The sequence below is a fragment of the Paenibacillus urinalis genome, from assembly GCF_028747985.1.
GTDB classification, from domain to species: domain Bacteria; phylum Bacillota; class Bacilli; order Paenibacillales; family Paenibacillaceae; genus Paenibacillus; species Paenibacillus urinalis.
The window spans coordinates 3,804,430-3,828,658 of record NZ_CP118108.1; the positions used below are offsets into that span (position 1 = coordinate 3,804,430).

At 44.8% G+C, this 24,229-nt stretch carries 27 protein-coding genes; 4 read left to right on the forward strand and 23 right to left on the reverse strand.

Annotated elements, in window-relative coordinates:
• Positions 1 to 19 precede the first annotated feature (19 nt).
• From PUW25_RS17580 to PUW25_RS17620, 9 genes are all read right to left on the reverse strand, one after another.
• A complete protein-coding gene (locus tag PUW25_RS17580; protein WP_052511820.1) occupies positions 20 to 403 on the reverse strand; it encodes a nitrite reductase (NAD(P)H) small subunit in 384 nt (127 codons plus the stop codon).
• 208 nt (positions 404 to 611) lie between these two features.
• Positions 612 to 1,310: a hypothetical protein gene (locus PUW25_RS17585; protein WP_047911017.1), complete on the reverse strand. Its 699-nt coding sequence runs from the start codon at positions 1,308 to 1,310 to the stop codon at positions 612 to 614.
• Positions 1,311 to 1,445: 135 nt separating this feature from the next.
• Positions 1,446 to 2,153, reverse strand: coding sequence for a hypothetical protein (locus PUW25_RS17590; protein ID WP_052511818.1), 708 nt, complete (start codon positions 2,151 to 2,153; stop codon positions 1,446 to 1,448).
• Between the two features lie 160 nt (positions 2,154 to 2,313).
• Positions 2,314 to 2,877 (reverse strand): NAD(P)/FAD-dependent oxidoreductase, encoded by a 564-nt coding sequence (locus tag PUW25_RS17595; RefSeq protein WP_047911016.1) that lies wholly within the window; start codon positions 2,875 to 2,877, stop codon positions 2,314 to 2,316.
• A gap of 51 nt (positions 2,878 to 2,928) precedes the next feature.
• The gene (locus tag PUW25_RS17600; RefSeq protein ID WP_047911015.1) at positions 2,929 to 3,246 is read right to left on the reverse strand and encodes a winged helix-turn-helix transcriptional regulator; all 318 of its coding nucleotides are present in this window, start codon (positions 3,244 to 3,246) and stop codon (positions 2,929 to 2,931) included.
• Between the two features lie 357 nt (positions 3,247 to 3,603).
• On the reverse strand, positions 3,604 to 4,332 hold the full coding sequence (locus PUW25_RS17605; protein WP_047911014.1) for a ThuA domain-containing protein: 729 nt from the start codon (positions 4,330 to 4,332) through the stop codon (positions 3,604 to 3,606).
• Between the two features lie 21 nt (positions 4,333 to 4,353).
• Positions 4,354 to 5,322 (reverse strand): sugar phosphate isomerase/epimerase family protein, encoded by a 969-nt coding sequence (locus tag PUW25_RS17610; RefSeq protein ID WP_047911013.1) that lies wholly within the window; start codon positions 5,320 to 5,322, stop codon positions 4,354 to 4,356.
• An 83-nt stretch (positions 5,323 to 5,405) separates the two neighbouring features.
• On the reverse strand, positions 5,406 to 6,488 hold the full coding sequence (locus PUW25_RS17615) for a Gfo/Idh/MocA family protein (protein ID WP_047911012.1): 1,083 nt from the start codon (positions 6,486 to 6,488) through the stop codon (positions 5,406 to 5,408).
• 56 nt (positions 6,489 to 6,544) lie between these two features.
• Positions 6,545 to 7,636 carry a Gfo/Idh/MocA family protein gene (locus tag PUW25_RS17620; protein WP_047911011.1) on the reverse strand — a complete coding sequence of 364 codons (1,092 nt, stop codon included), beginning with the start codon at positions 7,634 to 7,636 and terminating at the stop codon, positions 6,545 to 6,547.
• A 146-nt stretch (positions 7,637 to 7,782) separates the two neighbouring features.
• On the opposite strand from PUW25_RS17620, the gene PUW25_RS17625 reads away from it, so the two are divergent.
• Positions 7,783 to 8,604, forward strand: a complete 822-nt coding sequence (locus PUW25_RS17625) for an AraC family transcriptional regulator (RefSeq protein WP_047911010.1) — start codon at positions 7,783 to 7,785, stop codon at positions 8,602 to 8,604.
• Here PUW25_RS17625 and PUW25_RS17630 read toward each other — a convergent pair.
• Both PUW25_RS17630 and PUW25_RS17635 read right to left on the reverse strand, forming a co-directional pair.
• Positions 8,601 to 8,900, reverse strand: coding sequence for a hypothetical protein (locus PUW25_RS17630; protein ID WP_047911009.1), 300 nt, complete (start codon positions 8,898 to 8,900; stop codon positions 8,601 to 8,603). The two genes, PUW25_RS17625 and PUW25_RS17630, sit on opposite strands and share 4 nt — an antisense overlap.
• Positions 8,901 to 8,939: 39 nt before the next feature.
• Complete coding sequence (locus PUW25_RS17635) at positions 8,940 to 9,881, reverse strand: Gfo/Idh/MocA family protein (protein ID WP_047911008.1); 942 nt, start codon at positions 9,879 to 9,881, stop codon at positions 8,940 to 8,942.
• Positions 9,882 to 10,034: 153 nt separating this feature from the next.
• Here PUW25_RS17635 and PUW25_RS17640 point away from each other — a divergent pair, with 153 nt between their 5' ends.
• On the forward strand, positions 10,035 to 10,658 hold the full coding sequence (locus PUW25_RS17640) for a TVP38/TMEM64 family protein (RefSeq protein ID WP_047911007.1): 624 nt from the start codon (positions 10,035 to 10,037) through the stop codon (positions 10,656 to 10,658).
• 92 nt (positions 10,659 to 10,750) lie between these two features.
• A complete protein-coding gene (gene msrB, locus PUW25_RS17645) occupies positions 10,751 to 11,722 on the forward strand; it encodes a peptide-methionine (R)-S-oxide reductase MsrB (protein ID WP_047911006.1) in 972 nt (323 codons plus the stop codon).
• A gap of 144 nt (positions 11,723 to 11,866) precedes the next feature.
• On the opposite strand, the gene PUW25_RS17650 is transcribed toward msrB, so the two are convergent.
• A complete protein-coding gene (locus PUW25_RS17650; protein ID WP_047911005.1) occupies positions 11,867 to 12,664 on the reverse strand; it encodes a lipid II flippase Amj family protein in 798 nt (265 codons plus the stop codon).
• 82 nt (positions 12,665 to 12,746) lie between these two features.
• Here PUW25_RS17650 and PUW25_RS17655 point away from each other — a divergent pair, with 82 nt between their 5' ends.
• Positions 12,747 to 13,166, forward strand: a complete 420-nt coding sequence (locus tag PUW25_RS17655; protein ID WP_047911004.1) for a DUF2188 domain-containing protein — start codon at positions 12,747 to 12,749, stop codon at positions 13,164 to 13,166.
• Positions 13,167 to 13,187: 21 nt separating this feature from the next.
• On the opposite strand, the gene PUW25_RS17660 is transcribed toward PUW25_RS17655, so the two are convergent.
• The 11 genes from PUW25_RS17660 to PUW25_RS17710 all read right to left on the reverse strand — a co-directional run bounded on the left by PUW25_RS17660 (position 13,188) and on the right by PUW25_RS17710 (position 24,229).
• Entirely contained in the window at positions 13,188 to 14,114 is a 927-nt protein-coding gene (locus PUW25_RS17660) for an ROK family protein (protein WP_047911003.1), read from the reverse strand.
• 24 nt (positions 14,115 to 14,138) lie between these two features.
• On the reverse strand, positions 14,139 to 15,023 hold the full coding sequence (locus tag PUW25_RS17665; protein ID WP_047911002.1) for a phosphotransferase: 885 nt from the start codon (positions 15,021 to 15,023) through the stop codon (positions 14,139 to 14,141).
• A 122-nt stretch (positions 15,024 to 15,145) separates the two neighbouring features.
• The gene (locus PUW25_RS17670) at positions 15,146 to 15,724 is read right to left on the reverse strand and encodes a DUF421 domain-containing protein (RefSeq protein ID WP_274338423.1); all 579 of its coding nucleotides are present in this window, start codon (positions 15,722 to 15,724) and stop codon (positions 15,146 to 15,148) included.
• Between the two features lie 26 nt (positions 15,725 to 15,750).
• Entirely contained in the window at positions 15,751 to 16,008 is a 258-nt protein-coding gene (locus tag PUW25_RS17675) for a DUF421 domain-containing protein (RefSeq protein ID WP_274338424.1), read from the reverse strand.
• A 206-nt stretch (positions 16,009 to 16,214) separates the two neighbouring features.
• Entirely contained in the window at positions 16,215 to 17,630 is a 1,416-nt protein-coding gene (gene pyk, locus PUW25_RS17680) for a pyruvate kinase (protein WP_047911000.1), read from the reverse strand.
• A gap of 506 nt (positions 17,631 to 18,136) precedes the next feature.
• On the reverse strand, positions 18,137 to 18,637 hold the full coding sequence (locus PUW25_RS17685; protein ID WP_047910999.1) for a DUF1854 domain-containing protein: 501 nt from the start codon (positions 18,635 to 18,637) through the stop codon (positions 18,137 to 18,139).
• Positions 18,637 to 20,829 (reverse strand): ABC transporter ATP-binding protein, encoded by a 2,193-nt coding sequence (locus PUW25_RS17690; protein WP_047910998.1) that lies wholly within the window; start codon positions 20,827 to 20,829, stop codon positions 18,637 to 18,639. Before PUW25_RS17690 ends, PUW25_RS17685 begins: the two co-directional genes overlap by 1 nt.
• 30 nt (positions 20,830 to 20,859) lie before the next feature.
• The gene (locus PUW25_RS17695) at positions 20,860 to 21,123 is read right to left on the reverse strand and encodes a CD3324 family protein (protein WP_285849985.1); all 264 of its coding nucleotides are present in this window, start codon (positions 21,121 to 21,123) and stop codon (positions 20,860 to 20,862) included.
• A gap of 855 nt (positions 21,124 to 21,978) precedes the next feature.
• Complete coding sequence (locus PUW25_RS17700; RefSeq protein ID WP_047910996.1) at positions 21,979 to 22,356, reverse strand: VOC family protein; 378 nt, start codon at positions 22,354 to 22,356, stop codon at positions 21,979 to 21,981.
• A gap of 429 nt (positions 22,357 to 22,785) precedes the next feature.
• Positions 22,786 to 23,436 carry a cysteine hydrolase family protein gene (locus PUW25_RS17705; RefSeq protein WP_205052666.1) on the reverse strand — a complete coding sequence of 217 codons (651 nt, stop codon included), beginning with the start codon at positions 23,434 to 23,436 and terminating at the stop codon, positions 22,786 to 22,788.
• A 1-nt stretch (position 23,437) separates the two neighbouring features.
• Complete coding sequence (locus PUW25_RS17710; protein ID WP_076313130.1) at positions 23,438 to 24,229, reverse strand: ABC transporter ATP-binding protein; 792 nt, start codon at positions 24,227 to 24,229, stop codon at positions 23,438 to 23,440.

The window sequence follows — 24,229 nt, forward strand, 5'->3', positions numbered from 1 at the left end:
TGGAAATAGACCACCCATTTTAAGCAAGCACAATATACAATTTGCTCTTCATGATATGCACCCTATAAGCTGGCACCTTGGTTATATTACTAGCTTCCCTTGTGACATCTCCCGTTTCCAGATCAACCTTCCAATCGTCGGAAGGATCATACACCGTATGTCCAGACACAATGCCCTCCGTGAGCCTGATTCCCTCTGGATTTATTCTTACATTATCGAGAGCAAACAGACCACCGTCACTTGTCCTGAACACGCCAATTTCGCGATTCTGTAGAGTAACCATACGTCCGATCAATGAATAGAAATCCCGCTCGTCTCCTACTGGATAAGCCTTGGCCTTTATAACTTCTGATACATTAACAGGCACCTGCTGTTCCTTCATTCTCCCCTTGATTACACCCATAGGTTAACCCTTCTTTCCAAGATACGGTAATGTCTTTGTCTCAAAGTGATTGATTCATCTTTTATTATTTTAAATTAAAGATTCTGAAATGAAAATCATATTTTGGCGAATATTTCAAAATGATACCATGGTAGGATATTTGAATGTGTGAATATTCCCAATACAGATGCATTAGGTCTTGTTATCGACAAAAAAAGCCTGCCACCGACTACTGTCGTTCAGCAAGCTCTAATCTTATTTCGTCTCTCGGACTAAGCACCATATCCAGTCCATTATCCATCAACTCTTTATTGTTCACTTCAATTTTCCATCTTTCCGTAATTAACGGAACATAACCATCAATCGAATGAACGTATCGTTTGTTATCCGTCAGTTGAATCCGCTCATTCTTCTCCAAAATATCTCTTACGGTCAAATTAGGAAAATAAAGACTAGCAATGGAGCCCCGCAAATCCGGCTGACTTACCCCGCCATAAATCGTTAAGGTTACAGCCGATGGCTCCATATTCTCAATCTTGGCAATAGGTTGAATGTATAGAATTAGTGAATCTTTACTATCTAAAGAATTTCCCCATGCATCGGAGCCAATATCCTCATCATTTAATTTTAATCTCCACTCAAGAGACTCATCTAATACATACGAGCCAACGGAAGCAATGGCATTCGATCCTTCATTAAATTCAGCAACACGATCGATTGCATCATGTACTGTAAGTCCTTCATTAATTCTAATCTGTACAGGTTGAGTCAATGCCGGTATGTAGCTGCCACCTTCTACACGGAGTTCAACAGTTCCCGGCGTTTGATCCTCCGCCAGGCTTGTCCCTTTATCTACCGAACTGCAGCCCGTAAATATGAACAAGAGTAGAATTATTGCTGAAATTGTAAATGAGTACCGCACTTTCATGCAATCACCGCCTTACTTTTTTTTGCATTATTCTACAATCTATTTATATAGCATACTATTATCTTGTGTTTAACTTCAACTCCAATAGAAAAAAGCCCAAGATTGGGCTCTTCTGATATGACCAGTATGATGTTACTACTGAACTGCTGCCTGCATATATATTCGGTTACCGCTCATATTTTTTAAATAAGGACCAAGTCCCTTAAATTGCAGACCTGACACATAAACTCCTGTCATAAGCTTACCTTCCATCGTTCCCCACTCTGAATCAAATACGACAGACGGAGCTGGTACATCCTCTTGGAAGATCGTAACTCCGTAATCTCTTCTTCGATACTGGATTCCACTCTCATACAGCGGTCTCTCCGTCAAATAAGTCGGCACAAAGTAAGCAGCAATGACATCCATCTCTTCTCCCGTATAAAAGGATTCATCTCCCAGAAACGGATGAAACAATTGAATCTCTTCATACTGAGACCATATGAATGCCTGTAGAATTAAGCTCGCAAAAGTTCCGCCACGTTTGGTCGATACAGCTGTAGACTCGCCCATGCTTGTATCCGTTTTCAGATCAGCTAATGGGGGACGGGCTTCTGCTTGTTCATTCTGATATTCACTTCCAATGAATTTCCATCCTTTGCTCGTGTGTATCCACTTTTGAAAGTATGAGCGCTGGGACAGGACTGTTGCTTCAAGCTTCTCAGCAGCTGCTGGAGAAAAGTACTGTTTCACCATTCTGGCTGCCTTCTCATAGATCGACTGAACGCGGAGGGATGCTTGCTCAAGCTCGGCAACATCTTGTTGAAAGTAATTCACTTTACGAGATACGACGATTTTGTTCAAGTAGATCGCCCTCCTTTTAAGCCTTTTAGGACCTTTCTGCAATTATACTACGAAAAGCACTGACTTGTGCAAGGACGACAAATAAATACGAAGATCATACCTCAAGTGCTAATAAAAAAACCCTTTATCTTTCTTCAGAAAAATAAAGAGTTTGAAGTCATTACTTAAGTATATCGTGGTCAACATACCGTTCACCGTTAAGCTCACTGAGCACCTCAATGGCCACTCTTGCTCCGTCACCGGATGTCACGATGGTATGGACACTGACTCCAGCAATGACTCCAGCAGCCCAGACATTTGGCATACTTGTTCTGCCGAGACGATCCACCTCAATAACCGATTTTATTCTTGGCTCACGTCCTTCAATCATACGGATCCCACTATTTGCGGCCAGTTCAGGATTAGCACCGGTGGTCAGAATTACGTGCAGTGCCGTGTATTCTTTACCTGATTCTGTTGTAAGCCTGACCTGACCATCCTCGGAGGTGATCGAGGTCACCTTCTCATCGTAGAAAACAGCGCCAAACTTCTCTGCCTGCTTTCTGCCTGATGTTAACAGATCCGGACCTGATATGCCCTCTGTTCCATAATGGTTCTCCATCCAGGCGCGCTTTGTCATACTTGCACCGCTGTCAAGAACGATCGTTTCTTTGCCTGCCTTAGCCGCAAAAATAGCTGCACTGCCTCCTGCAGGACCTGCACCAACAACAATTATATCTGCCATGAGTTTCATCCTCTCCACACAAGATTCATGACGCCACGAGCCTAGCTTCGGCTATTCAACCCATTGCTCCGCCCACTGCTGAATTCCCTGCATTACAGGCTGGAGTGCTTTCCCTTTGTCGGTAAGCTCGTATTCAATTCTGACGGGTGTCTCCGGATATACGTGTCTTATTAAGATTCCTTCGCTCTCCAGATCCTTCATTCGCTCTGACAGCATTTTATCACTCATTTGAGGTATGAGATTCGAAATATCCTTAAATCGTTTAGGACCATCCATCAATGTTTGAATAATGAGACCATTCCATCGTTTGCCCAGGAATGAAAAGGCCGACTCAAATCTTGGACACATCTTCAGATGTTGACCTTCCATTATATTCACCTCTTTAAATATTTCCATCAACACAAACTTACAATTAGTTAGTACATATCATAATAGCACATTTCTTGGTGTATGGAAAGAAACTATACCATATCCCATGAAGTATACTATAACCATTAACCAAAAATGAAGCTAATGACCCAATTGTGAAATCAGTCAACCGCTTCAATTAAAAAAGACCATCCAAAGACAGTCCACACACTTTAGAAGGCTTTAAGATCAGGATTCATAAGCATTTCTATTATATCACGCTGATATTTGAATAACCAGTTCTTTGTACCTATATAATTTTAAAAATACCATGGACTCACTTAGATGTAAGTCCATGGTATTATTGTTGAAATTCGCTTATACAAGCACGTTACCTAATGCTCTGACCGGTTCGCTGTTACCAAATACCGGTTTGGTATGATGAAGAGGATAAGCCCATCGAATGGAATTGCTGATCACTCTTAGAATCTCCGGACGGTAGTACGTTGGATACGTTTCATGTCCTGGTCTGAAGTAGAAGATCTTACCTTCACCTCGTTTGAACGTACATCCGCTTCTAAACACTTCTCCGCCCTGAAAATTACTCAAGAATACAAGCTCATCCGGCGTTGGAATATCAAAGAATTCACCATACATTTCTTCATGTTCCAATATGATATGGCTGTCGATTCCTTCTGCAATCGGATGACTCGGATTTACAGTCCATATAATTTCTTGTTCCCCAGCTTCCCGCCACTTCAGGTCACAGGAAGTACCCATCAGCTCTTTGAACGGTTTGGAGAAATGTCCCGAATGAAGAACAACAAACCCCATACCATTTAATACTCTCTTCACAACCTTGCTTACGATTTCGTCGCTTACTCTGTCATGAGCCATATGACCCCACCAGATTAATACATCCGTCGTATTCAAGACCTCATCCGTTAAACCATGCTCCGGCTCATCTAGAGTAGCTGTACGAATCGCATATCCTTCTCCTGAAAGACCATCAGCAAGCGCTTTGTGAATGCCTTCCGGGTATACTTCTCTAACCTCATCATGAATTTTTTCGTGAACAAATTCATTCCAGATCGTGACGTTAATCATTCTTATTTCCCCCTGTTGATGTTAGACCCACCACATATCGCCAAGCGGTTCTTCAATAAGTACTTGCTTGAGATTGTGGACGGCTTTTGAGAAACCTTCCTCAACGGACATCAGTCCGTCTTCATGTTCAATACTTACAACATAATCATATCCGACAAGTCGCAGGGCACTGATAATATCTGCCCAGGTTTTGATATCATGACCAAATCCGACGGTGCGGAATTGCCATGCGCGGGTTTGCATATTTGTATAATCCTGCATATCCGTAAGACCATACATATTTACGTTAACAGGATCAATCGTTGTATCCTTGGCATGGAAATGGTGAATCGCTCCTTCACGACCCAAAATTTTGATGGATTCCACAGGATCAATACCTTGCCACCACATGTGAGAAGGATCTAGGTTTGCCCCGATCACTTCACCCGCTGCCTCGCGCAATTTAAGCAGTGTAGCTGGCGTATGAACCGAGAATCCGCCGTGCAGTTCAAGGCCGATTTTTACATTGTGATCAGAAGCGAACTTACCCCATTCCGTCCAGTATGGTATCAGTTTATTCTCCCATTGCCATTTCAATACTTCCTGGAAATCATTTGGCCACGGAGCGACAGGCCAGTTCGGATATTTCGCATCCTCATGATCACCAGGCAGGCCTGAGAACGTGTTAACAACAGGTACTTCGAGCTTCTCAGCAAGCTTCACTGTGTTAACAAAATCATCATGGAACTTCTTAGCAATCTCTTTTTGCGGATGTAGCGGGTTACCGTGACAGCTGAGCGCACTAATGATCAAACCACGAGATTCAACTGCCTTCTTGAATTCTTTCAATGCCGTTTCATTCTCCAGAAGCTCAGCCGGTTTGCAATGAGCATTGCCCGGATGCCCTCCTGTACCAATCTCTATCGCACCTAGACCTTTGGAAGCGATATAATCTAATGCATCCTCAAACTTACGACCACCGAATAGAACTGCAAATACGCCTAATTTCATAAACTAAATCCCTCCTGTATTGTAATGAGTACTTCAACTATATTTAAACTGCTGCTTCTAAATGAATAAGGAAGTTTTGCTTATTACTCGAAATATACCGCTTTTCCAGTACGTGCTGATTCATAGATCGCTTCAAGTATTTGAGTTACGACGTAAGCCTGCTCTGGTTTAACAAGAGGTTCCTTATCTTCAAGAATCGCCTCGATCCACATTCTAGCTTCCCGATCCGCGTCACTCTCACTCTCGCCTGCAAAAAAGGCAACACCGCCGGCATTAAGATCGATATTCTGTTCATACAGTCTGCTTAATTTCTCACCATTCAAACGAAGACCGTTCTTCATATCCGCTCCGCCTTCTGTCCCTGCAAGAAGAGTCTGTGCCTCGCCCGTCTCCACCACATTAAGAGCCCAGCTCGCTTCCACCTGAATGGTAGCCCCGTTCTCCATTGTCACAAAGCCAAAGGCTGAATCCTCCACATTAAACTCCTCCGGATTCCAAGGACCAAATGCATTGGCTGCATTTTCCCGTCCGCTAAGCTTATGGAATACAGAGCCCATTACACTCTTAGGTTTGTAGTTATCCATCAGCCATAAGGTTAGGTCAAGCGCATGGGTGCCGATATCAATCAAAGGTCCGCCGCCTTGCTTCTCTTCGTCAAGGAATACGCCCCAAGTAGGAACACCGCGGCGCCGAAGTGCAATCGCTTTGCCATAGTAGATATCCCCGAGTTCTCCGGTTTCTATAAGCTCCTTCAAATACAGACTGTCATTGCGGAAACGGTTCTGGTAAGCGATGGACAGTTTTTTGCCCGTCCGTTTTGCCGCCTCGATCATTTCCAGGGCCTGCTCCGAAGTTTTGGCCATCGGCTTCTCACACATGACATGCTTACCTGCTTCTAGAGCCGCCACAGTAATAACCGAGTGGGAATCGTTTGGCGTACACACATGGACGATATCAATGCTCTTATCCTTAAGGAGCTCTTGATAGTCTGTGTATACTTTAGCTCCCTCGGCACCAAATTTGCTTGCTGCTTCCTCTGCACGGGATTCAACAATGTCACAGAATGCAACCATTTCAGCATTCTTTTGTTTAGAAAGAGATGGCATATGTTTACCGTTTGCGATACCACCGCAGCCGATAATAGCTACTTTTAATGTTTGGGTCATGAACTTTACCTCCGCTTGCAGCTAGTTAATTTAGGTGTATGCTTAGTAAGTCTTAATCAGTTGTTGGAAACAAGCTCAGGTTTCTTGTAAACCTGCGTCGTGCTCTCCAGCAGTACATGTCTGCCTTCAATTGAAGAGCGCTCAAACGCATGCATCGCTTCAAGCACATGGTATCCAAGCTTACCACTCGCTTCTGCCTCGCTTCCGCCACGGATCGCTTCTACCATCTGGTTCAAACCGAGACCACGCTCATTCTGCTCACTGGCCGTTACTGGCTGGATCACTTCCCAAGCATCTGATCCAATTCGCTTCACTTTAACATCGCCGTTAAAGAAGTTTGGATCGGGTACCTGCAGCGTGCCTTCTGTTCCATGAATTTCAATCAGCGGCAGTCCGGAACCTGCGCGAACATCAAAGCTTGCGATCATCGTCCCAATCACTCCATTGGCGAAATCCATGGTTCCGGCCAGATGGGTAGGCGTTTGTACCTGAAGTTTCTGCCCTTGCTTCGGACCGGATCCAACGACACGGTCTGGAATTTGAACTCCGGTTGAAGCGCTTACCCTGCGAATCGGTCCTAAGAGCTTAACGAGTGCTGTCAAATAATACGGTCCCATATCCAGCATTGGTCCTCCGCCGTAGGCATAGAAAAATTCCGGATCAGGATGCCAGGACTCAGGCCCGCCCCCCATGAAAAAGGCGGTTGCAGATACCGGTCTTCCAATGACTCCGTCTTGAATGGCTTTGATTGCAGTCTGAATACCCGATCCCAAGAAAGTATCTGGGGCGGTTCCAACATAAAGCCCTTTTTCTTCTGCCAGCTCAAGCACTCTGCGGCCATCCTCAAGAGAGATGGTGAATGGTTTCTCGCCGTATACGTGCTTACCTGCCTCTAGTGCAGCTATATTGGTTACGGCATGACTGCCGGGTACCGTCAAATTTAATACAAGCTCAATTTCATCATTCTGCAAAAGCTCGTCAACGGTGTAAGCGTTTGCTATACCGAACTCGGCTGCTCTCGCTTCGGCGCGTTCCATAATGATATCCGCTACCGCTACTACTTCAATTACAGGACTCTTTTTCAGGTTCGTGAGGTATATGCTGCTGATATTTCCGCACCCGATAATGCCTGCCTTCATTTTATCCACTGATCCTGTCACTCCTCTGGTGATTGACCTTTAAGGTAATTCTTAACTGGTACTATAGTATTCGATTCGTTTATAAATTAAAATGAAGTATATGATCAAAACATGAACAATCTGGTCAATATTTTTATTTCAAGGAGTCAGTAGTTATGTCAGTTGAACAATCCTGCCAAGTTCTTACAGCCGGCTTTTCTTTTCACCGGAAGCCTTACTATTTCTCACAGCCCGAAGGAGTCAAAAATTATCTGTTTCGTCTTCAGACCGATGGGAGGTGCAGAGCCCGGGTTGATGACCAAATGACCTTTATAGAATCAGGTGATCTGCTGCTATTTCATCCGACAGAACCGTATGAACTCAAGATTGACAATGAGGAGAATGGTGCCGGTAATTCCCTTGTGGAAAGTGGAGATTATCATATTTTTTTCACTGGAGATTGGGCGGATGAATGGTGGCACAGAAAAAAACGTCCGACGCGGATCAAGGTCGAGCTGACCGAAAGCCTACTTAGCCTATTTCGTCAAATCGTGCTTGAACAGCGCCGGATCGCAAATCCATTCCCGGAGATCCCAAGCTATTATATGCGCATATTATGCCTTGAAATTGATCGTTTACTCTCAGAGCATCCGATAACGACACAAACCAGCTATTTGGCTTATCAAATAAAAAATTACATTGTAGAGAATGCCTCTACACTGTTTAAACTGGAGGATGTAGCTTCCAGCATCGGCATCAGTGTCTCGAGAGCTGTTCATTTGTTTAAGGAGGCATTTGATACAAGTATTATGCAATATACGCTGGATATCCGGTTAAATATGGCGCGGGAGCGCATTATTTTTAGTCCGATGTCACTTGAACACGTCGCGGAGTCCTCCGGCTTTAACAGTTATACTTACTTCCATCGCGTGTTTAAGGCAAGATTCGGAATGTCGCCCAGGGAATTCCGTTCCATTCACCGAGAACAGATTCTCTAACGCTTGCGCTGCTGGATAACCTCAGCTACAACCATCGCAAGATCATCATTACCGTATAATGAGAGAACACCAAGGAGTGTATCGTCTGCAATGTCACCTGCTTCTTCCTTAGGAACGACGAGATTTAACACATGCTGAAGTCGTTCGTTGTTCTTTTGGTCAGGATATGCTTTACGATACAGCTCCTCAGGGTTCTGTTCATTGTTGACACACCACTGGGCGAAGACAAGAATCATCATATCCTCATCCTGTCTGTAGCTCTCAATGATTTGTTCTTCCATTTCTTTTTTATTCAAGGCTCATTTCTCCTGTCTTATATGATCTATCATTAAGTATTACGGCATCAGAAGCTCTTCACACAGCTCATGACTTGCAAGCACTCGGCCGGCATGAAGCTCACAGCCTTCCGGATCTTTGCCGAGAAAGCCCAGGAAATGCTGTACGCAGCCCGTAAATCCTCTGCGAGTGAGGATTGTTTCCCAGCTTCCCGGTGTTCGGATGATCCCCGGTGCACCTGCTGCATGAAGCTGCAGTGTTTCCATCTGGTGAACTGATGCTGTTCTGCCAGCTCCATGAAGCTCTATCGTTTCGGTGTCCGCCCCTGCAAAACGCACCATGCCAAACGAGCCCACTCCTTTATTTCCTGTCACAATACTGCCTGAAGCCTGGAGCAGCGCTCCCTGATCGTTCGTCTTCAGCTGATGCGATATGAGCTCGTGATCCTCACCGCTAAGCCATAACAGAGTATCTATCATATGAATGAGATCATCATAGACGGTAACACGGCTGGAGCGGCTGTCCAGCTTCATCCGATGCTTATGGCAGACGATGCTCTCAATCTCTCCGGATTGACTGATCCAATCTCGTGCCTCACGGTATAGTGGAGCAAACCTGCGATTGAATCCGACAGCAAGGAGTACACCCATGGATTCGGCAAAAGCCGCCATTTCTATGGATTCCTTAAGATTATAGGACAAGGGCTTATCTACGTATACCGCAATTCCCCGTTCGATACAGGCCATAACGATCTCATGGTGAGCTTCTGTTGAGGTATGTACAAATACGGCATCCGGCTTCCAGTCGAGCAGCTCGTCCAGTTTGGTTGTTCCCCGCTCAAGCCGATATAGTGAGGTAATCTCCTCCACTTTGGACAACGATCGATTCATTACCCCGGCAACTTCCACCTCAGGATGAGCCGTAAGCAGCGGCAGATATACTTTATTTGCGATGTCACCCAGTCCTGCGATCGCAATTCTTTTTCGATGTGTTGTTCTCATCTGATTCTTAACTTCCTCCTGTCTCCTTCTTAATCACCTGCTCTAGTGTAACAAGGGCCGGCCCAACTAGCAAAGTGCACGCAGGCTTCCTTATGTAAGTCTCGCACGCATCCGGTATAATGAAAGAATGACGAATTCATCGAGGATGATAACATGAAAAAATGGCTTCTCCTTACACTGCTTTATCTGCCAGCACTAATATTTCTTCTATTATATCGCAATGAAGTCATGGCTTGGGCACAGGAGCATGCAAATTACTTCAACTTAACGCTGATTGCCACCTTATTCGCTCTGTTTCCCGTGCTCCCTTATAAGCTTGTGATCGGGCTGCTGGGTTACTCCTTCGGTGCTGTTATGGGTGGTATCGTTACGTGGCTGGGGACTACGATTGCCTCTATCGCGGTGTACATGATGTTCAGATGGTTGTTTCAGGAGAAAGGTCGGTTATACTTGGAGCGAATTCCCGTTATTTCAAAGCTCTCTGCCCTGTTCAGCCAGCATACGTTCAGTACGATTCTTATTGCAAGAATGCTGCCTGTCATCCCGCAGATGGGAGTTAACATTTACGCTGGAACGGCCTCATTGCCCTTCTGGAGCTATCTGCTGGCAACCTCTGTTGGCAAAATCCCCAGTATTGCGCTGTATGCTTATGCAGGAGGGAACCTGTTTGAGCACCCGCTGCAAACTGCAGGTATAGCTCTGGTTTATGTTATTATGCTCGCCAGCGCGTTTGCCGCGTACAAAATAAGGTTAAAGCAAATAGAAGGACCGAGATAACCTCTTCATTTGTATAATATCGGTTTTTTAAGATATAATACTTCAAGGACAAGTTGATCTCATTATTCTTCATCGAATGGAGTGAATATAGGATGGAACCACTATTTACAGAAAAGGCTACATTTGCGGGAGGGTGCTTCTGGTGCATGGTCTCACCCTTTGAAGATCTTCCCGGCATTTTGAAGGTAAGATCAGGCTATACCGGAGGACATACGGAGAATCCGACCTATGAAGAGGTATGCTCTGAAACGACAGGTCATGTGGAGGCTGTTCAGATCACTTATGATCCGAAAGTATTCCCTTATGAGAAGCTGTTAGCCTTGTTCTGGCAGCAGATTGATCCGACCGATGCCGGAGGACAATTTCATGACCGCGGGACTTCATACCAAACTGCCATCTTTTATCATACGGAAGAGCAGAAGGTGAAGGCGGAAGTATCCAAACAAGCGCTTGAAGCAAGTGGCAGATTTGATAAACCAATCTTTACGCCTATTCTGCCTGCTCAGACATTCTATGAAGCAGAAGAGCACCACCAGGACTATCATAAGAAAAATCCAGCTCATTACAAACGTTATAGCAAAGGCTCAGGACGTGTGGATTTCATCGAAAACCATTGGTCCCGGCCTATGAGCAAGGAACAGCTGAAAGAGCAGCTGAGCCCGATGCAATACAATGTCACTCAGAATAATGGGACTGAGCCTCCTTTCCAGAATGAATTCTGGGATCATGAAGGAGAGGGAATCTATGTGGATATTGTATCCGGAGAACCTCTGTTCAGCTCACGTGACAAATACGATGCAGGCTGCGGCTGGCCCAGCTTTACGAGACCCCTTCGGGACTACAGTATTAAAGAAAAGACCGACTTGTCTCATTTCATGATTCGTACCGAGGTTAGAAGCCGTGAAGCTGATTCTCATCTGGGTCATGTATTTGACGATGGTCCTGGCGAGAACGGCCTTAGATACTGCATCAATTCTGCAGCACTAAGATTCGTTCCAAAAGAGGATCTAGAGAAAGAAGGCTACGCTGAGTACGTCCATTTATTTGAGAAAGAGAACAGCTGAGCATATTAGCCTCATTCAATAGAAACGCAGGAGCATTAGAAACGCAGGAGCTGAAAAGCCCTGCGTTTTTTTGCCGTTGAAATTGATGTTAGGATACTAATGCTGAGTCTAGCAGCTCTGGACTAGTTAAATGTCCTGCACTAACTAAATCCAGCCCACTACAAGACTAATCCACAGAGCGAAGGGTACTAGAAGCAGCTGGGCTAGCAGCGTGCCGGCAAGACGTGACATCAGCATGCAGCCATATACCCGGTTCATCTGCTCCAAACGAATCTCTCCCCTAAGTGATCGATCACTTAGAAGGGCGATTCGCGGGTCGATTAGCAGAGTCAGCAGAATCGTTGCCATACCGTTAATTAAGCCCGAAGATTGTGAAGCAGCCATCGCCTGTTCGGGGTTTAGATAGGCTGCATATAAAGTGGCAAGAACGCCAACCGTATAAATAGCCGTCACCGACATGTTGAGGACCATCAGCCTTCTCGGCAGATTCCCACCGAAGCACGTCTGAAGCATGGAGAACCTAGGCCAAGAAATGTAGTGGAGTGCATTTTTCATCTTATTCATGGAGCATAAAGAAGCAAACATTCCAGGAATGGATCCTGACTTCTCCAAATGAACCACCAGCCTTGAGGACCATCTTACCATGGTTGGAAACATGAGAATGGCAATGACCGTCCCCACTGCTGCCGCTCCTAATATTAAGTGAAGCTGAGTTTGCAGCATACTGCTGTCTACGCCATTCGCCTTATCCACCATTGAGCCAAGCAGCGGCCCTTGTGCCATATTCGAAGATCTTGAGACAAGGAGCAGCATGCCAGATAAAGACAAAGCAATCGTGATCCGCTTCGTTCTTAATCCGCCTAGCCTCAGCGCATAAGAAAGGCTGTCTGCAGCGTGAATGATCATCGTAAATATAAACGGCAGAGCCAGTTGAAGCAGCATGATCGATTCCCCTCCTCATGTTTTTGTCAATTTGTTATCGGGTAAATAGATAGGAGATATCTAGTGAAGGGAGAGAACCATTATGCCATGGAGCAAAAACGACTACCCTCCATCCATGAAAAATCTTGACCCCAGAATCCGTGAGAAAGCAGTGGAAATTGCCAATGCTTTACTTGAAGACGGATATGAGGAAGGCCGGGCGATTGCCATCGCTACCGCTCAAGCCAAGGAATGGGATGAGAATCATCCTGAAGGAAAGAACAGCTCTGGCGGCGGCAAAGACAGACCCGTTCATTCATCCGGTGATCACCAGAATCTTCATGTTGTACCCTACGAAGATGGCTGGGCGATCAAAAAAGAAGGCAAAGACAAACCAGAGGATACGTATCACTTAAAAAATGAAGCAGAGGATGCGGCCCAGAAAATCGCGTCAGGTAAAGATATGAGAGTCATTATCCATGATAAACAAGGTAAAATTATGACCTCCAAGATCTATCACTAAGCTTGTTACTGAGCAGCTAAGCTATGTAAGGATCAGCTTGGCTGCTCCTATAATCCCAGCTCTATTTCCTAATATGGCGGGCAGGATCGGAAGCGGCGGATGATCCGCAAATCCATCCATCGTGTACCTCTCTATATGTTTGCGTACCGGGCGGAGCAAGGCATCCCCCTGTTCTGAAATCGCACCGCCGATAATAATAGCGGGTGGATTATAGAGATGAATGAGATTTGTTAGACCGATGGCGATGAACTCGGCATAATCGTGGATAAGGATTTTTGCAGTTTCATTTCCCACCTCAGCTTGGGCAAACAATTGTCTGGGATCATCAGCCCAAGCAGGCTGTCCCGCTGCCAATGCCTGTCTTTTTAGGGCTGTAACTGAAGCATACTGCTCCCAGCAGCCTTTCGATCCACATGTACAGGGATTACCACCCCTATGGATAATCTGATGTCCGAAGGCACCTGCGTATCCACTTCTTCCCCGATAGGTATGGCCGTTTGTTATGATACTGCCGCCTACACCCGTTCCGAGACTAACACATAAAAAATCAGTCAAACCTCTGCCTGCGCCCTGCCACATTTCTCCAATGGCGAGTACGTTCACATCATTCTCCAGCTGTGCAGGGAGGTGGAGTCTTCGCTCCATTTCCGCTCTTAACGGAGTTCCTTTCCAATCTGGCAAATTCGCTGTTGCACTACCGATGGCCCCGTCTAACGTGATGAACCCTGCTGTTCCCATTCCGATTCCTGTTACTTCGATATTTGTATAATTCCGGGCCTGCTCCATGCAGCTTGCAGCCGCTTCGGCAATGGAGTCAAGCAGCTGATCCTTGCCCTTCTCTGCATTTGTCGGAGCCATCATATCGTACAGAATGACTCCATCCTCTCGTACAAGCCCGGCCTTTATATTCGTTCCTCCAATATCCAGTCCCACTGCAGCCTGAAGCATAACCGTCCTCTCCCTTCCTCGCATTCAGCCCAATAATCGTTTATATTTCGTTATGTCTGCCATCATTTGATTAACGTAATTCGTCGTTTGTTCTGTTTCGCCGTACTCCGCAAGAACGGCTGCTGCTCCCCTTACCAACCACAGGATCATATTTTCGAGAAGCAAGCTTTGTTCCAGTTTTACACCGCTCTGTTCATAACCTTTTTTAAAATCTGAAATAGAACTAGCAGCCTGTTGATCTGTCCATGCCTTACTGATTGACGAAGTTAATAGTGCAGCTGCATCAAAATGATAATCACCTGTTCTCACTTCTCCAAAATCAATAATATACACCGATGATGAATGAAAAATAACATTCCAGATGCCAAGATCGGCATGAATAATTTCTTCTCTTCGTTGCTGCGTCTCAAGACAAGCGGTTACATATTGTTCAAGAGACGTCTTTAAATTATCAGATATATTGTGAGATACCGTTGCAGTATTCCAGCTGCATTCCAGAGAAAATCGGTCTTCTTGCTCTTGAATTGTCGTATACCTCAATACGGTATGCAGGATGCCCATAGCATTGCCCATTTGCAGGAACTTGTCCTGAACAGAGACCTTATCCGGCTTTAAATATTGCTGAAGATTGTATATACTGCCTTGAACCTCTATATATCCATTTTCATTTCGACCAGGAAGCATGTATGGACTAATCTGATTCGCTGCAGTTCTATGAGATATTTCAAATTCGCAGGTCGCTTGATGTTTACTTCTTAGTCGTCTTATAACGAATTGTTGTCCTTGTGCGGTTTCTAAAAGGCGGGCATCAGATGTACGCCCAGTAGATATAGGAACAAGCCCTTTGACTTCTTCGAGCTCATAGTGTGCTTCTAAGCTTCTAAGCAGAGACCCTTCTGAAATATGCAATTTGTTTCTCCTTTTTAAAATTGTAAAGAATAACACCTTCCAGTCCCTCTATGTTATCCTTTAAAGTAAGAATATGTAAAGTGACTCCATAGGAAAAGCAAAAAGCCGCACATTAAATAATGTTACGGCTTGTGTGGAGATTTATAAGCATGCATTGCATTGTTCAGTTGATCTAATGCTTGCTGGTATTCCAGCTTGTCTTTCTCATAAACCGATAACTGTCTTCGCATGATTAAATCATCCTGCATTCGCTTGACCAGCTCTGCAATCTGATCGTTTGGCTTCGAGGTCGTCGGTTTAGGCAAAGAGTCCTTTCCTGTCTGTACGGTAAGCTCTCCTTGACTGTCTACCTGTCCTATAAATACCTCTTTCAGCGGCAGATCCAGTCTGCGGAGCTCTTTATGAACCCAATCTTCATTATGTCCCGAAGAGGATAACGAATCAGGTAAAATATGTCCGTCGATGATAATGGTTTTTGGCTCTTGCTCGGAAGACAGCTGATAGCCTAACAGATCGGCAGTAAGAGGTTGATGCTCTTTTTTGAGCAGCACGTTAATTTCTCCGCTCTGCTCCATCACTGCGAACTCCACATCAGCTACCCTGAACACATCTTTTTTACGCAGCTGTTCTAGAAATTCATCCACCGTGAGACGTTCTTTTTTCAAATTGTCTGCAAGCAAAGCCCCTTTCTCAACCAACACCGTTGCTTTGCCGTCTACGATATCCCTTAATTTTTTCTCTTCATCGTGGCATACTCAGCTACTGTAGATACGGCAACCCATACAAACAAAGCTACAAACCCTAAGTACCATGTATTATCAACGTCAAGCGAGATATAACCGACCAAGTTTCCGAGTGTAATACCTGTAATATATTCAAATAGTGATAATTGGGAAATCTGACGTTTACCTAATATTTTGGTGATCAGGAACAGGACGGTTACCGATGCCAATGTTCTGATCGAAACCTCCAGCCAATCAGGCATATTTGTTCGCCTCCCTAATGGATGGTTTGTATTTTGATGAATCCATATGTCCTCTGTAAAAGGCATACAAATCCCATTTGATGAATCCAGATACCTCATTACATGGGATATGAATTCCATTTTGATGAATCCATATCCCTCATTACAGGGGATATGAATTCCATTTTGATGAATTCAGATCCCTTAATACATGGGATATGAATTCATCATACCTCAACAATTTTGATCAAATTTGTCGTTCCCGATCTTCCGATCGGCACACCTGCGGACAACACTACCGTATCCCCTGGCTCCACAAACCCCTTCATCGCTGCGTTTCGTGTCACCGATTCAAACATCTCGTCTGTTGTTGTCACCTTCTCACCCAAGTACGGAAAAACGCCTGAGTACAAGCATAATTTAGGCAGCACCTCAGGGTTGGATGTGATTGCCAGGATAGGAGCCTTCGGACGATACTTCGATATCATTCTCGCAGTAAACCCGCTGCCTGTAGATGTAATAATTACCTTTGCTCCCAGCTCAAGTGATGCACTTACTGCACTTTGACTGATAACCTCGGTAATTTTAGTTGCATGCAGCTCTCTTTTCTTAAAGAATTCACTTCTATAATCAATAAGTGATTCAGCCTTCTTAGCTACAGCAGCCATCGTCCTCACAGATTCCACCGGGTACTTCCCGGCTGCTGATTCTCCCGACAGCATCACGACGTCGGCTCCCTGCAGAACTGCATTTGATACATCGCTGACTTCAGCACGGGTTGGGCGAGGATTCACCTGCATGGAATCCAGCATATGTGTAGCCACAATGACAGGCTTCCCTGCCAGATTGCATTTTTGGATAAGCTCGATCTGAACCATCGGAACATCCTCAATCGGCACCTCGACTCCCAAATCACCTCGAGCCACCATAATCCCGTCCGACGCTTCAATAATCTCATTGATCCGATCCACGCCCTCTTGATTCTCGATTTTGGCATAAATCTGGACATGCTCTGCCTTGTTTTGTTTAAGAATTGATCGGATCTCTTCGATATCTGCTCCTTTGCGCACAAAGGACGCGGCAATCATCTCCACATTGTTCTCGAGCCCAAAAGCTATATGCTTTTTATCTCGCTCGGTTACCCCTGGCAGTGTCGTTTTAATTCCCGGAAGATTCACACCTTTTCTAGGCTTTAGTACTCCACCATTCAGGATTTTGCAGTGTATATCCGGTCCAGTAACCTCCATCACTTCAAGTCCTATCAATCCGTCATCAATGAGTACGATGTTACCTGGTTTAACGACGAGATTCATCTCGGCATAATTCACACTGATACGTTTGGTGTCACCGAGTATTTCTTCTGTAGTTAATATGAGTTCTTCCCCCGTCATGAGCTGGACAGAGGCTTCTTTTAATTTTCCGATACGAATCTCAGGTCCTTTGATATCAATCATAATCGGTACAAATGTGTTCATTTCCTCTGCTGCCTGCCGTACTCTCTTCATCCGCTGAACATGGTCATCTGGTTCGCCATGTGCCATGTTCAAACGCGCCACGGTCATTCCTTGCTGAATCATTTGCTTTAACAGCTCAATGGAGTCGCATGCCGGCCCCATCGTACAGATTATTTTTGTTTTAAGCATTCTTTCTCCTCACTTGTCGATAAGATTTAACCGTCAGGATCTGCATTATTAATGCAGTCTCCTCCCGTAACAAAATGGTTCCTCTGTGAAGTATGTGTTCTCTCTAAAAAAATCATGTATAGGGCGTTCCATTTTTGGCTCCCTCTCTCCGGTTGCTTCGCAAAAGTTGTTCAGGTTCCAAGAATTCCACTCGAAGGAGGAGAACCGAGTTCGTTTTCTCGGCGGGCGTTCCATTTTTGGCTCCTTCTCTCCGGTTGCTTCGCAAAAGTCGTTCAGGTTCCAAAAATTCCACTCGGTAGGGGAGAACGAGTTCGTTTTCTCGGCGGGCGTTTCATTTTTGGCTCCTCTCTCCGGTTGCTTCGCAAAAGTCGTTCAGGTTCCAGAAGTTCCACTCGGGAGGAGAACCGAGTTCGTTTTCTCGGCGGGCGTTCCATTTTTGAAACAAACAAGCATACAAAGAACCGATACATTTACACCGCTGTATCGGTCTTTGTCATAAACGGTATTTAGATTACGTCTGTCAGTTGCTTTCTACTATGCTGATCAAGCGCTCTCCAATCGAGAATTTCGCAGCGCTTACCGTTTATATCCGTTAATATCAATCGTCCCTCGCCAGGGTACTGCACATGCTCGTGTAAATTACGCATGGCCATGCGTGTTGGGCCGAGTGTCGTCTGCAGCTCCCAGACCCAGAGCTCTGATTTTTCTTTGACACTATCTACTCGGGTTACTCTCGGCAGGAAATATCGAAATTGCAGTTCTCTCCCCAATTCCTCTGCACTTTCATCATCCAGCTGACTTATATCCTCAATAATTCCGAGTTCATCTCCCTTCGCATTACGAATGGAGATATATTGAGAAGTGTACTTGAAAGGAAAAGTTCGATAGACTAAAATTTCAGAATACAGTGCGCCTTCTATAACTCCCTGTAAAACACCTCCCGGCCCCCGGCTGAACATGACATCCGCTGGCTGAAGAAAGTGAATATCGTAAGGATCTCGTTCCATTAACCCTCGACCCCCTTGATCTTCGACAATTCTTGCTGTGCATCAACGAGTTTACGATAAGCTCCCTCTTCGATCGAGAACAATTCTTCATGGGTTCCCACTTCAACGATTCTTCCTTTATCAAGTACGACCAAACGATCCGCATTTCGCAGAGTTGACAGACGATGTGCAATAGCAAATGTTGTTCTCCCTTGTATAAGTCTTGAAATGGCTTCTTGAATCTGACGCTCGGTCTCTGTATCTACGGAAGCCGTTGCTTCATCCAATATCAAAATACGTGGGTCATGAATAATTGCCCGGGCAATAGCAACACGCTGCTTTTCTCCCCCAGACAGCCTATGCCCTCGTTCTCCGACACGCGTATCATAGCCATCCGGCAGACGAACAATGAAATCATGCGCATTAGCAATCTTAGCTGCCCGCATAATTTCAGCCGGAGAAGCATCCGGCTTGGAATAAGCAATGTTCTCCGCTATAGTTCCATCGAATAAGAATGTCTCTTGCAGCACAACCCCGATCTTATTCCGAAGATCAGTTTGACTAATCTCTGTTAGCGGAACTCCATCGATATAAAGGCTGCCTTCATCTGGATCATAGAAACGGCAAATCAGATTAATGAATGTCGATTTACCAGCTCCCGAATGTCCTACCAGCCCAATCATTTCTCCCGGCTGTACCTCAAGGTTCACCTTTTTCAATACAGGGTGATGCTTCTCATAGCCATAGGTTACTTCATTGAACTGGACATGTCCCTTCATGCTGCCAATATCACGCGGGTTCTGTGCATCAGGTACATCCGGTGTCGTATCAAGAATTTCGAATACTCGGTCCGCAGCAGCCAATGCATTACTGGACCAATTAATCATCTGACTGATCCATTGCAGCGGACCAAACAGCATACCAAGGTAGGATATCAATGCCATGAGTACACCAAGCTGAAGCTCCCCTTGTATAACCGATGCTCCGCCGTAATACCAGATGAGCAGTGTCCCAATCCCAGCGATCAAGGAAAATAACGGGAACATTCCCTGCCACAAGCCCTCGATACGAATATTATGCTTCACAAGCTGTTCATTCACTTCACTATATCGGGATATCTCTGCCTTCTCTTGTCCAAAAGCTTTTACTACTCGTATCCCTTGAAGCGAGTCACCCACAATAACGTTCAGTCGAAAAATGGATCTCCATTGCTGATACCAACGCCGTCCGATCTTAGGCCATAGAGATAAGGACACAAACACCATCACAGGCATAGGCAATAATGCAAAGAGCGTCAGCTTCCAGTCAAGTCCAAACATAATGGCGAAGATGGCAACCACTCGGAGAGATTCTCCAGTTACCCAGATAATACCGTCTGTCATGAATTGCCGCATTGCCTCCGAGTCACTGTTAACCCGGCCAATAAATTGCGAGGTTTGCCTCCGGTCAAAGAACGACAGGGACAGCTTCATTAATGCGTGGTATATATCCTTCCGAATGTCTCCCATTAGTTTGGAGCCGACCCATACGCCCAGCAATCCGCGAACCGTTTGCATTACCGATGTAACGAGCATGGTTGCTCCTAGTCCGATGACCAGCCACAGCAACGAAGCGGATAATGAATCCGGTTTCAAAACATCGTCTATCATAATCTTGGTTAAATAAGGCGGGATGAGTTCAACAAGCGTAGTTAATACAAGTAAAATTCCAGCCACAATCATTTGTCCCTTATATGGCTTTGCATACCGGAGCATGCGAAGAAGTACTTTTCCATTATCCTTACAGACAGGACATGTCTGAGTTCCTTCCGCCAGTGGATGCTCGCAATTCGGGCAATAACGCGGAAGTTCTTTTTCCGAAGCAGTCGGCAGCTCTTCCTGCTGAATTACTGCACACACAAGCTTAGCTGCGAAGCTATAGACCGCCGTAAGGGCGGCCGTATATCTCGCGATAACTACAGGACCTTTGGATGTATCCGCAATGAAGGAGCCGCCGCCTATTCCACTGACGGCTCGGGCTTCTGTCATTTGCTGTACTTCCAGCCTGCTTATATTGATTCCTTCCGGAGTCCAGACCGTGACCTCTTCCCTAGTGATCACGGTCCACTGTTCTCCGAAATGTCCATTGTGTAATAAATCTGTCCGTGCGCTGAATAACAATGGACCTTCAATTTGACTACTAATCGAGCTCGGAAGCCCTTGAACAATCGACAATGAAGGCACTCTCCCATCTAACCATCCTAATTACCTGGACTTTACTACAATTTTGCGAATACTCTCACTTGATAGATGATATTTCTGCTCCAGCTCCGAAACAGACCATCCTTTGGAATAATATAGTGAAATTTCTGCATTACGCTGAGCTAGCTGCTTGCGGGCTCCGCTCTTTTCTCCCCAGCGTGCACGCTCTTCGGTAGCTTTTGGGATGTAGATGAGATCTCCTTGTATATACTTTTGAATCTCTTTCAATAAGCTAGGGGGAAGCGCATCTCTTCCATTTTTGTACATCACGATAAATATCCTCCTCAAATACGGTTCTCTGGCCACTCACATCATCACTTACAAAGACATTTAAAATCATGTTCGCCTCTCCTTTCGTTCATTTTTGGTTGTTGTAACCTTCTCACGGAAACTATGCCCTTAAAAAAATAAAAAAACCCTGAACGTTTACAAATGTCCATAGGCAGTCCTCAAAATTATATTCATAGGCTAAAATTCACACAATACACAGTCCTTCTCACGATTCATTAAGAGTCCCTTGTCATGATCGCGTATCGGTATAGAGGTACCTTGGCTTGAGCATATTCAGTTGTTCCTGTTGTTGAAGTTTAAATGACGGCTGCATTGTACTTTCTCCTCTCTTCTTAAGATTAGATTCCGCCGGTTACTTAGCAAGTTAGCATGTGGCAAAATCTTCAATATGTAAAACTAAACTTATTATAATGAAACCATTGTTATATAGGCAAGAAATAGTTTTTAAAATTTACAAATTTTATCACACAGGGTCAAAAAGATACGGTATGGATGAATAATGAGAGGAGGCATCAGCCTCCTCCCATGCTAAACGCACAACTTTCGCACTTAAGCGAAAGTCACCTCGCGCTCATTGATCAATTGGATCATCTCCTTTCCTTGTATTTCGTCGGCCCCGACAACTACATTATATAACCTGTAATTCGCACCAGGGTAGAGAAAGAAAAGTTATAACTAATCTTTACCGTAATCACATCTTAAGCCCTGATTTCTCATTAGATCCTCAATTGCACACCGTAACACGACTGACAAGAAAGCGATTCCAATTAAACCAAGTCATATGCAATATTGTCATCCAACTATCCTGATCTCCAAGCGTATGCTATATATTTATCTGCTAAATTCAAGAAATTCAATTCGGTTGCCAAATGGATCATGAGTATAGAAGCGTGTGATGCCTTCTTCTGTACGTGCCTCATCATGGAGTATAGTTATATTTTCCTTCGTCAGATGCTCCTTTAAAGCTTCTATATTGTGAACATGAAATGCAGGGTGGGCTTTAGAGGCAGGTGTAAAATCCTTCTGCACTCCAATATGTACTTCATGAATCCCACATTTAAACCAAATACCACCGCGATTTTGTAATGGCTCCGGCTTAGGAATTTCGGTCCACCCTAGAATCTCTTTAAAGAAATGACGTGCTTCTGATTCACAGCCTTCCGGTGCAGCAAGCTGAACATGATCAAGACCAACAAACCTAAATGACATCGTCCTTTTCCTCCTCATGAACACTTTCTGGTTTCATTAGATGAAACTAAGTTTTAAATACTACCCTAAATACCATTTTACCTAATTTGGAAGGAAAGAGCTATCGTGTTTTTTTGTTCTGTAGTTATGTCTCTGAGTAAAGGGGAAATATTTCGGATTCCTTGTCGCTATAAGTTACTTTTTGTCTCCCCGGTCCCAGAGACTTGAATTCGAAATTCCTCAGCTCCGGCTTCAACTGAGAGTTTCGTCAAGATCATCATGAATCCGGCTATAACCAGCACTATGCCCATTAATTTTGAAAGCTGCATATTTGAACTCTTCACGAATATTCCCTCCATATGAATTCATCTAATAATAAAAAAACGTCTGGGATGACCCAAACGTTTCCATTCTTCTGTAATCTTTTATGAATAACATTGTATTGGCTGATCAGGTAGATGTGACATTTCCAACGTTGTTCCAGAGAGAAGTGATGGTGGAGGAGGCTTCAACAAAGCCAAAGTGCCGTTCTATATTGGTTAGACTCGGTTCGTAAGCGTCCGAATAAAGGCAGGCGGTAGCATCCTTTGCAAGTACAACATGGTATCCTATCAAATGAGCCTCCCTAAGTGTGGATTCGACACAAGTATTCGTATTGATCCCAGCAGCAATAAGCGTCTCTACTCCCATACCCTTTAATACTCTTTTTAGTTCCGTATCCACAAAGGCATTATAACGATGCTTCCACACCAATACATCCTCTGTGCGAATATCGAGCTCCTGAATAAAATCCGCCCCCCAGGTTCCAGTCCGGCAGCTCGGAGGATGGCTTCTACCTATACGCCGCCTTATCCAGGCATCCTGTCCGTCGTTCAGCTGGTTGTGAGACATCCCAACCCATATGATGGTAATATCAGCCTGCCTCGCTTCCTTCACTAATTGACTAATTACGGGGACGATCCCACTGTACATGCTTGTATCATAGCCATACTGAGCGAATACACCTTTTTCATGAATAAAATCATTCTGCATATCGATAATCATGAGAGCTGTCTTTTCTTTCAATACATTAGTTAAGCTATACTCTGTATATTCGCTCATCTCATACCTCCGTCAGAATACCTTGAGATTGAAAGACCTCCCGTATCTCCCGAACATGCTCAAAAAATTTCGGATGCGTTCTTGTCTCCATACTGCGCGGCCTTTCTAACTGAATTGAAATATCTTTTAAGATTGAGCCAGGTCTAGGTGACATCACGATGACCCGATCAGATAGGAAAACCGCCTCTTCAATGCTATGGGTAATAAAAATAATAGTACATTTATACTTCGTATAAATCTTTAACAGATCATACATCATCTGCTCACGAGTTAGTGCATCAAGCGCACCAAAAGGCTCGTCCATCATCAGTAACGATGGGTTCTGAATTAAAGCACGGCAGATCGATACTCTCTGCTTCATTCCTCCTGACAGCTCAAATGGATATTTGTCACCGAAACCATCAAGTCCAACCATGCTTAGCAGCTCGTTGGTTTTTCGTTTTTGCTCAGCCAGCTGTTTACGGTTTAATCTGTTCTCCAGTTCATAAGGCAGCAGGATGTTCCCCTGTACTGTCCTCCATTCCAGCAATAGATCCTTCTGAAAGACAACCGCATTCCCCGACTGCGGCCCATTCATCGTACTTCCATCCATCTCGATGGTGCCTCCTGTCGGTTGATCCAGACCTGCAAGTAGATTCATCAACGTGCTTTTTCCACAGCCACTCGGTCCCACAACAGAAACAAATGAAGATGCCTCAATATTTAAACTGACCTTGCTCAGCGCTTGAACGACACCTGTACGCGTCTCGAATTTTTTCTCTACATTTTGAATTGCGATTGTTTTTCCAGCCAT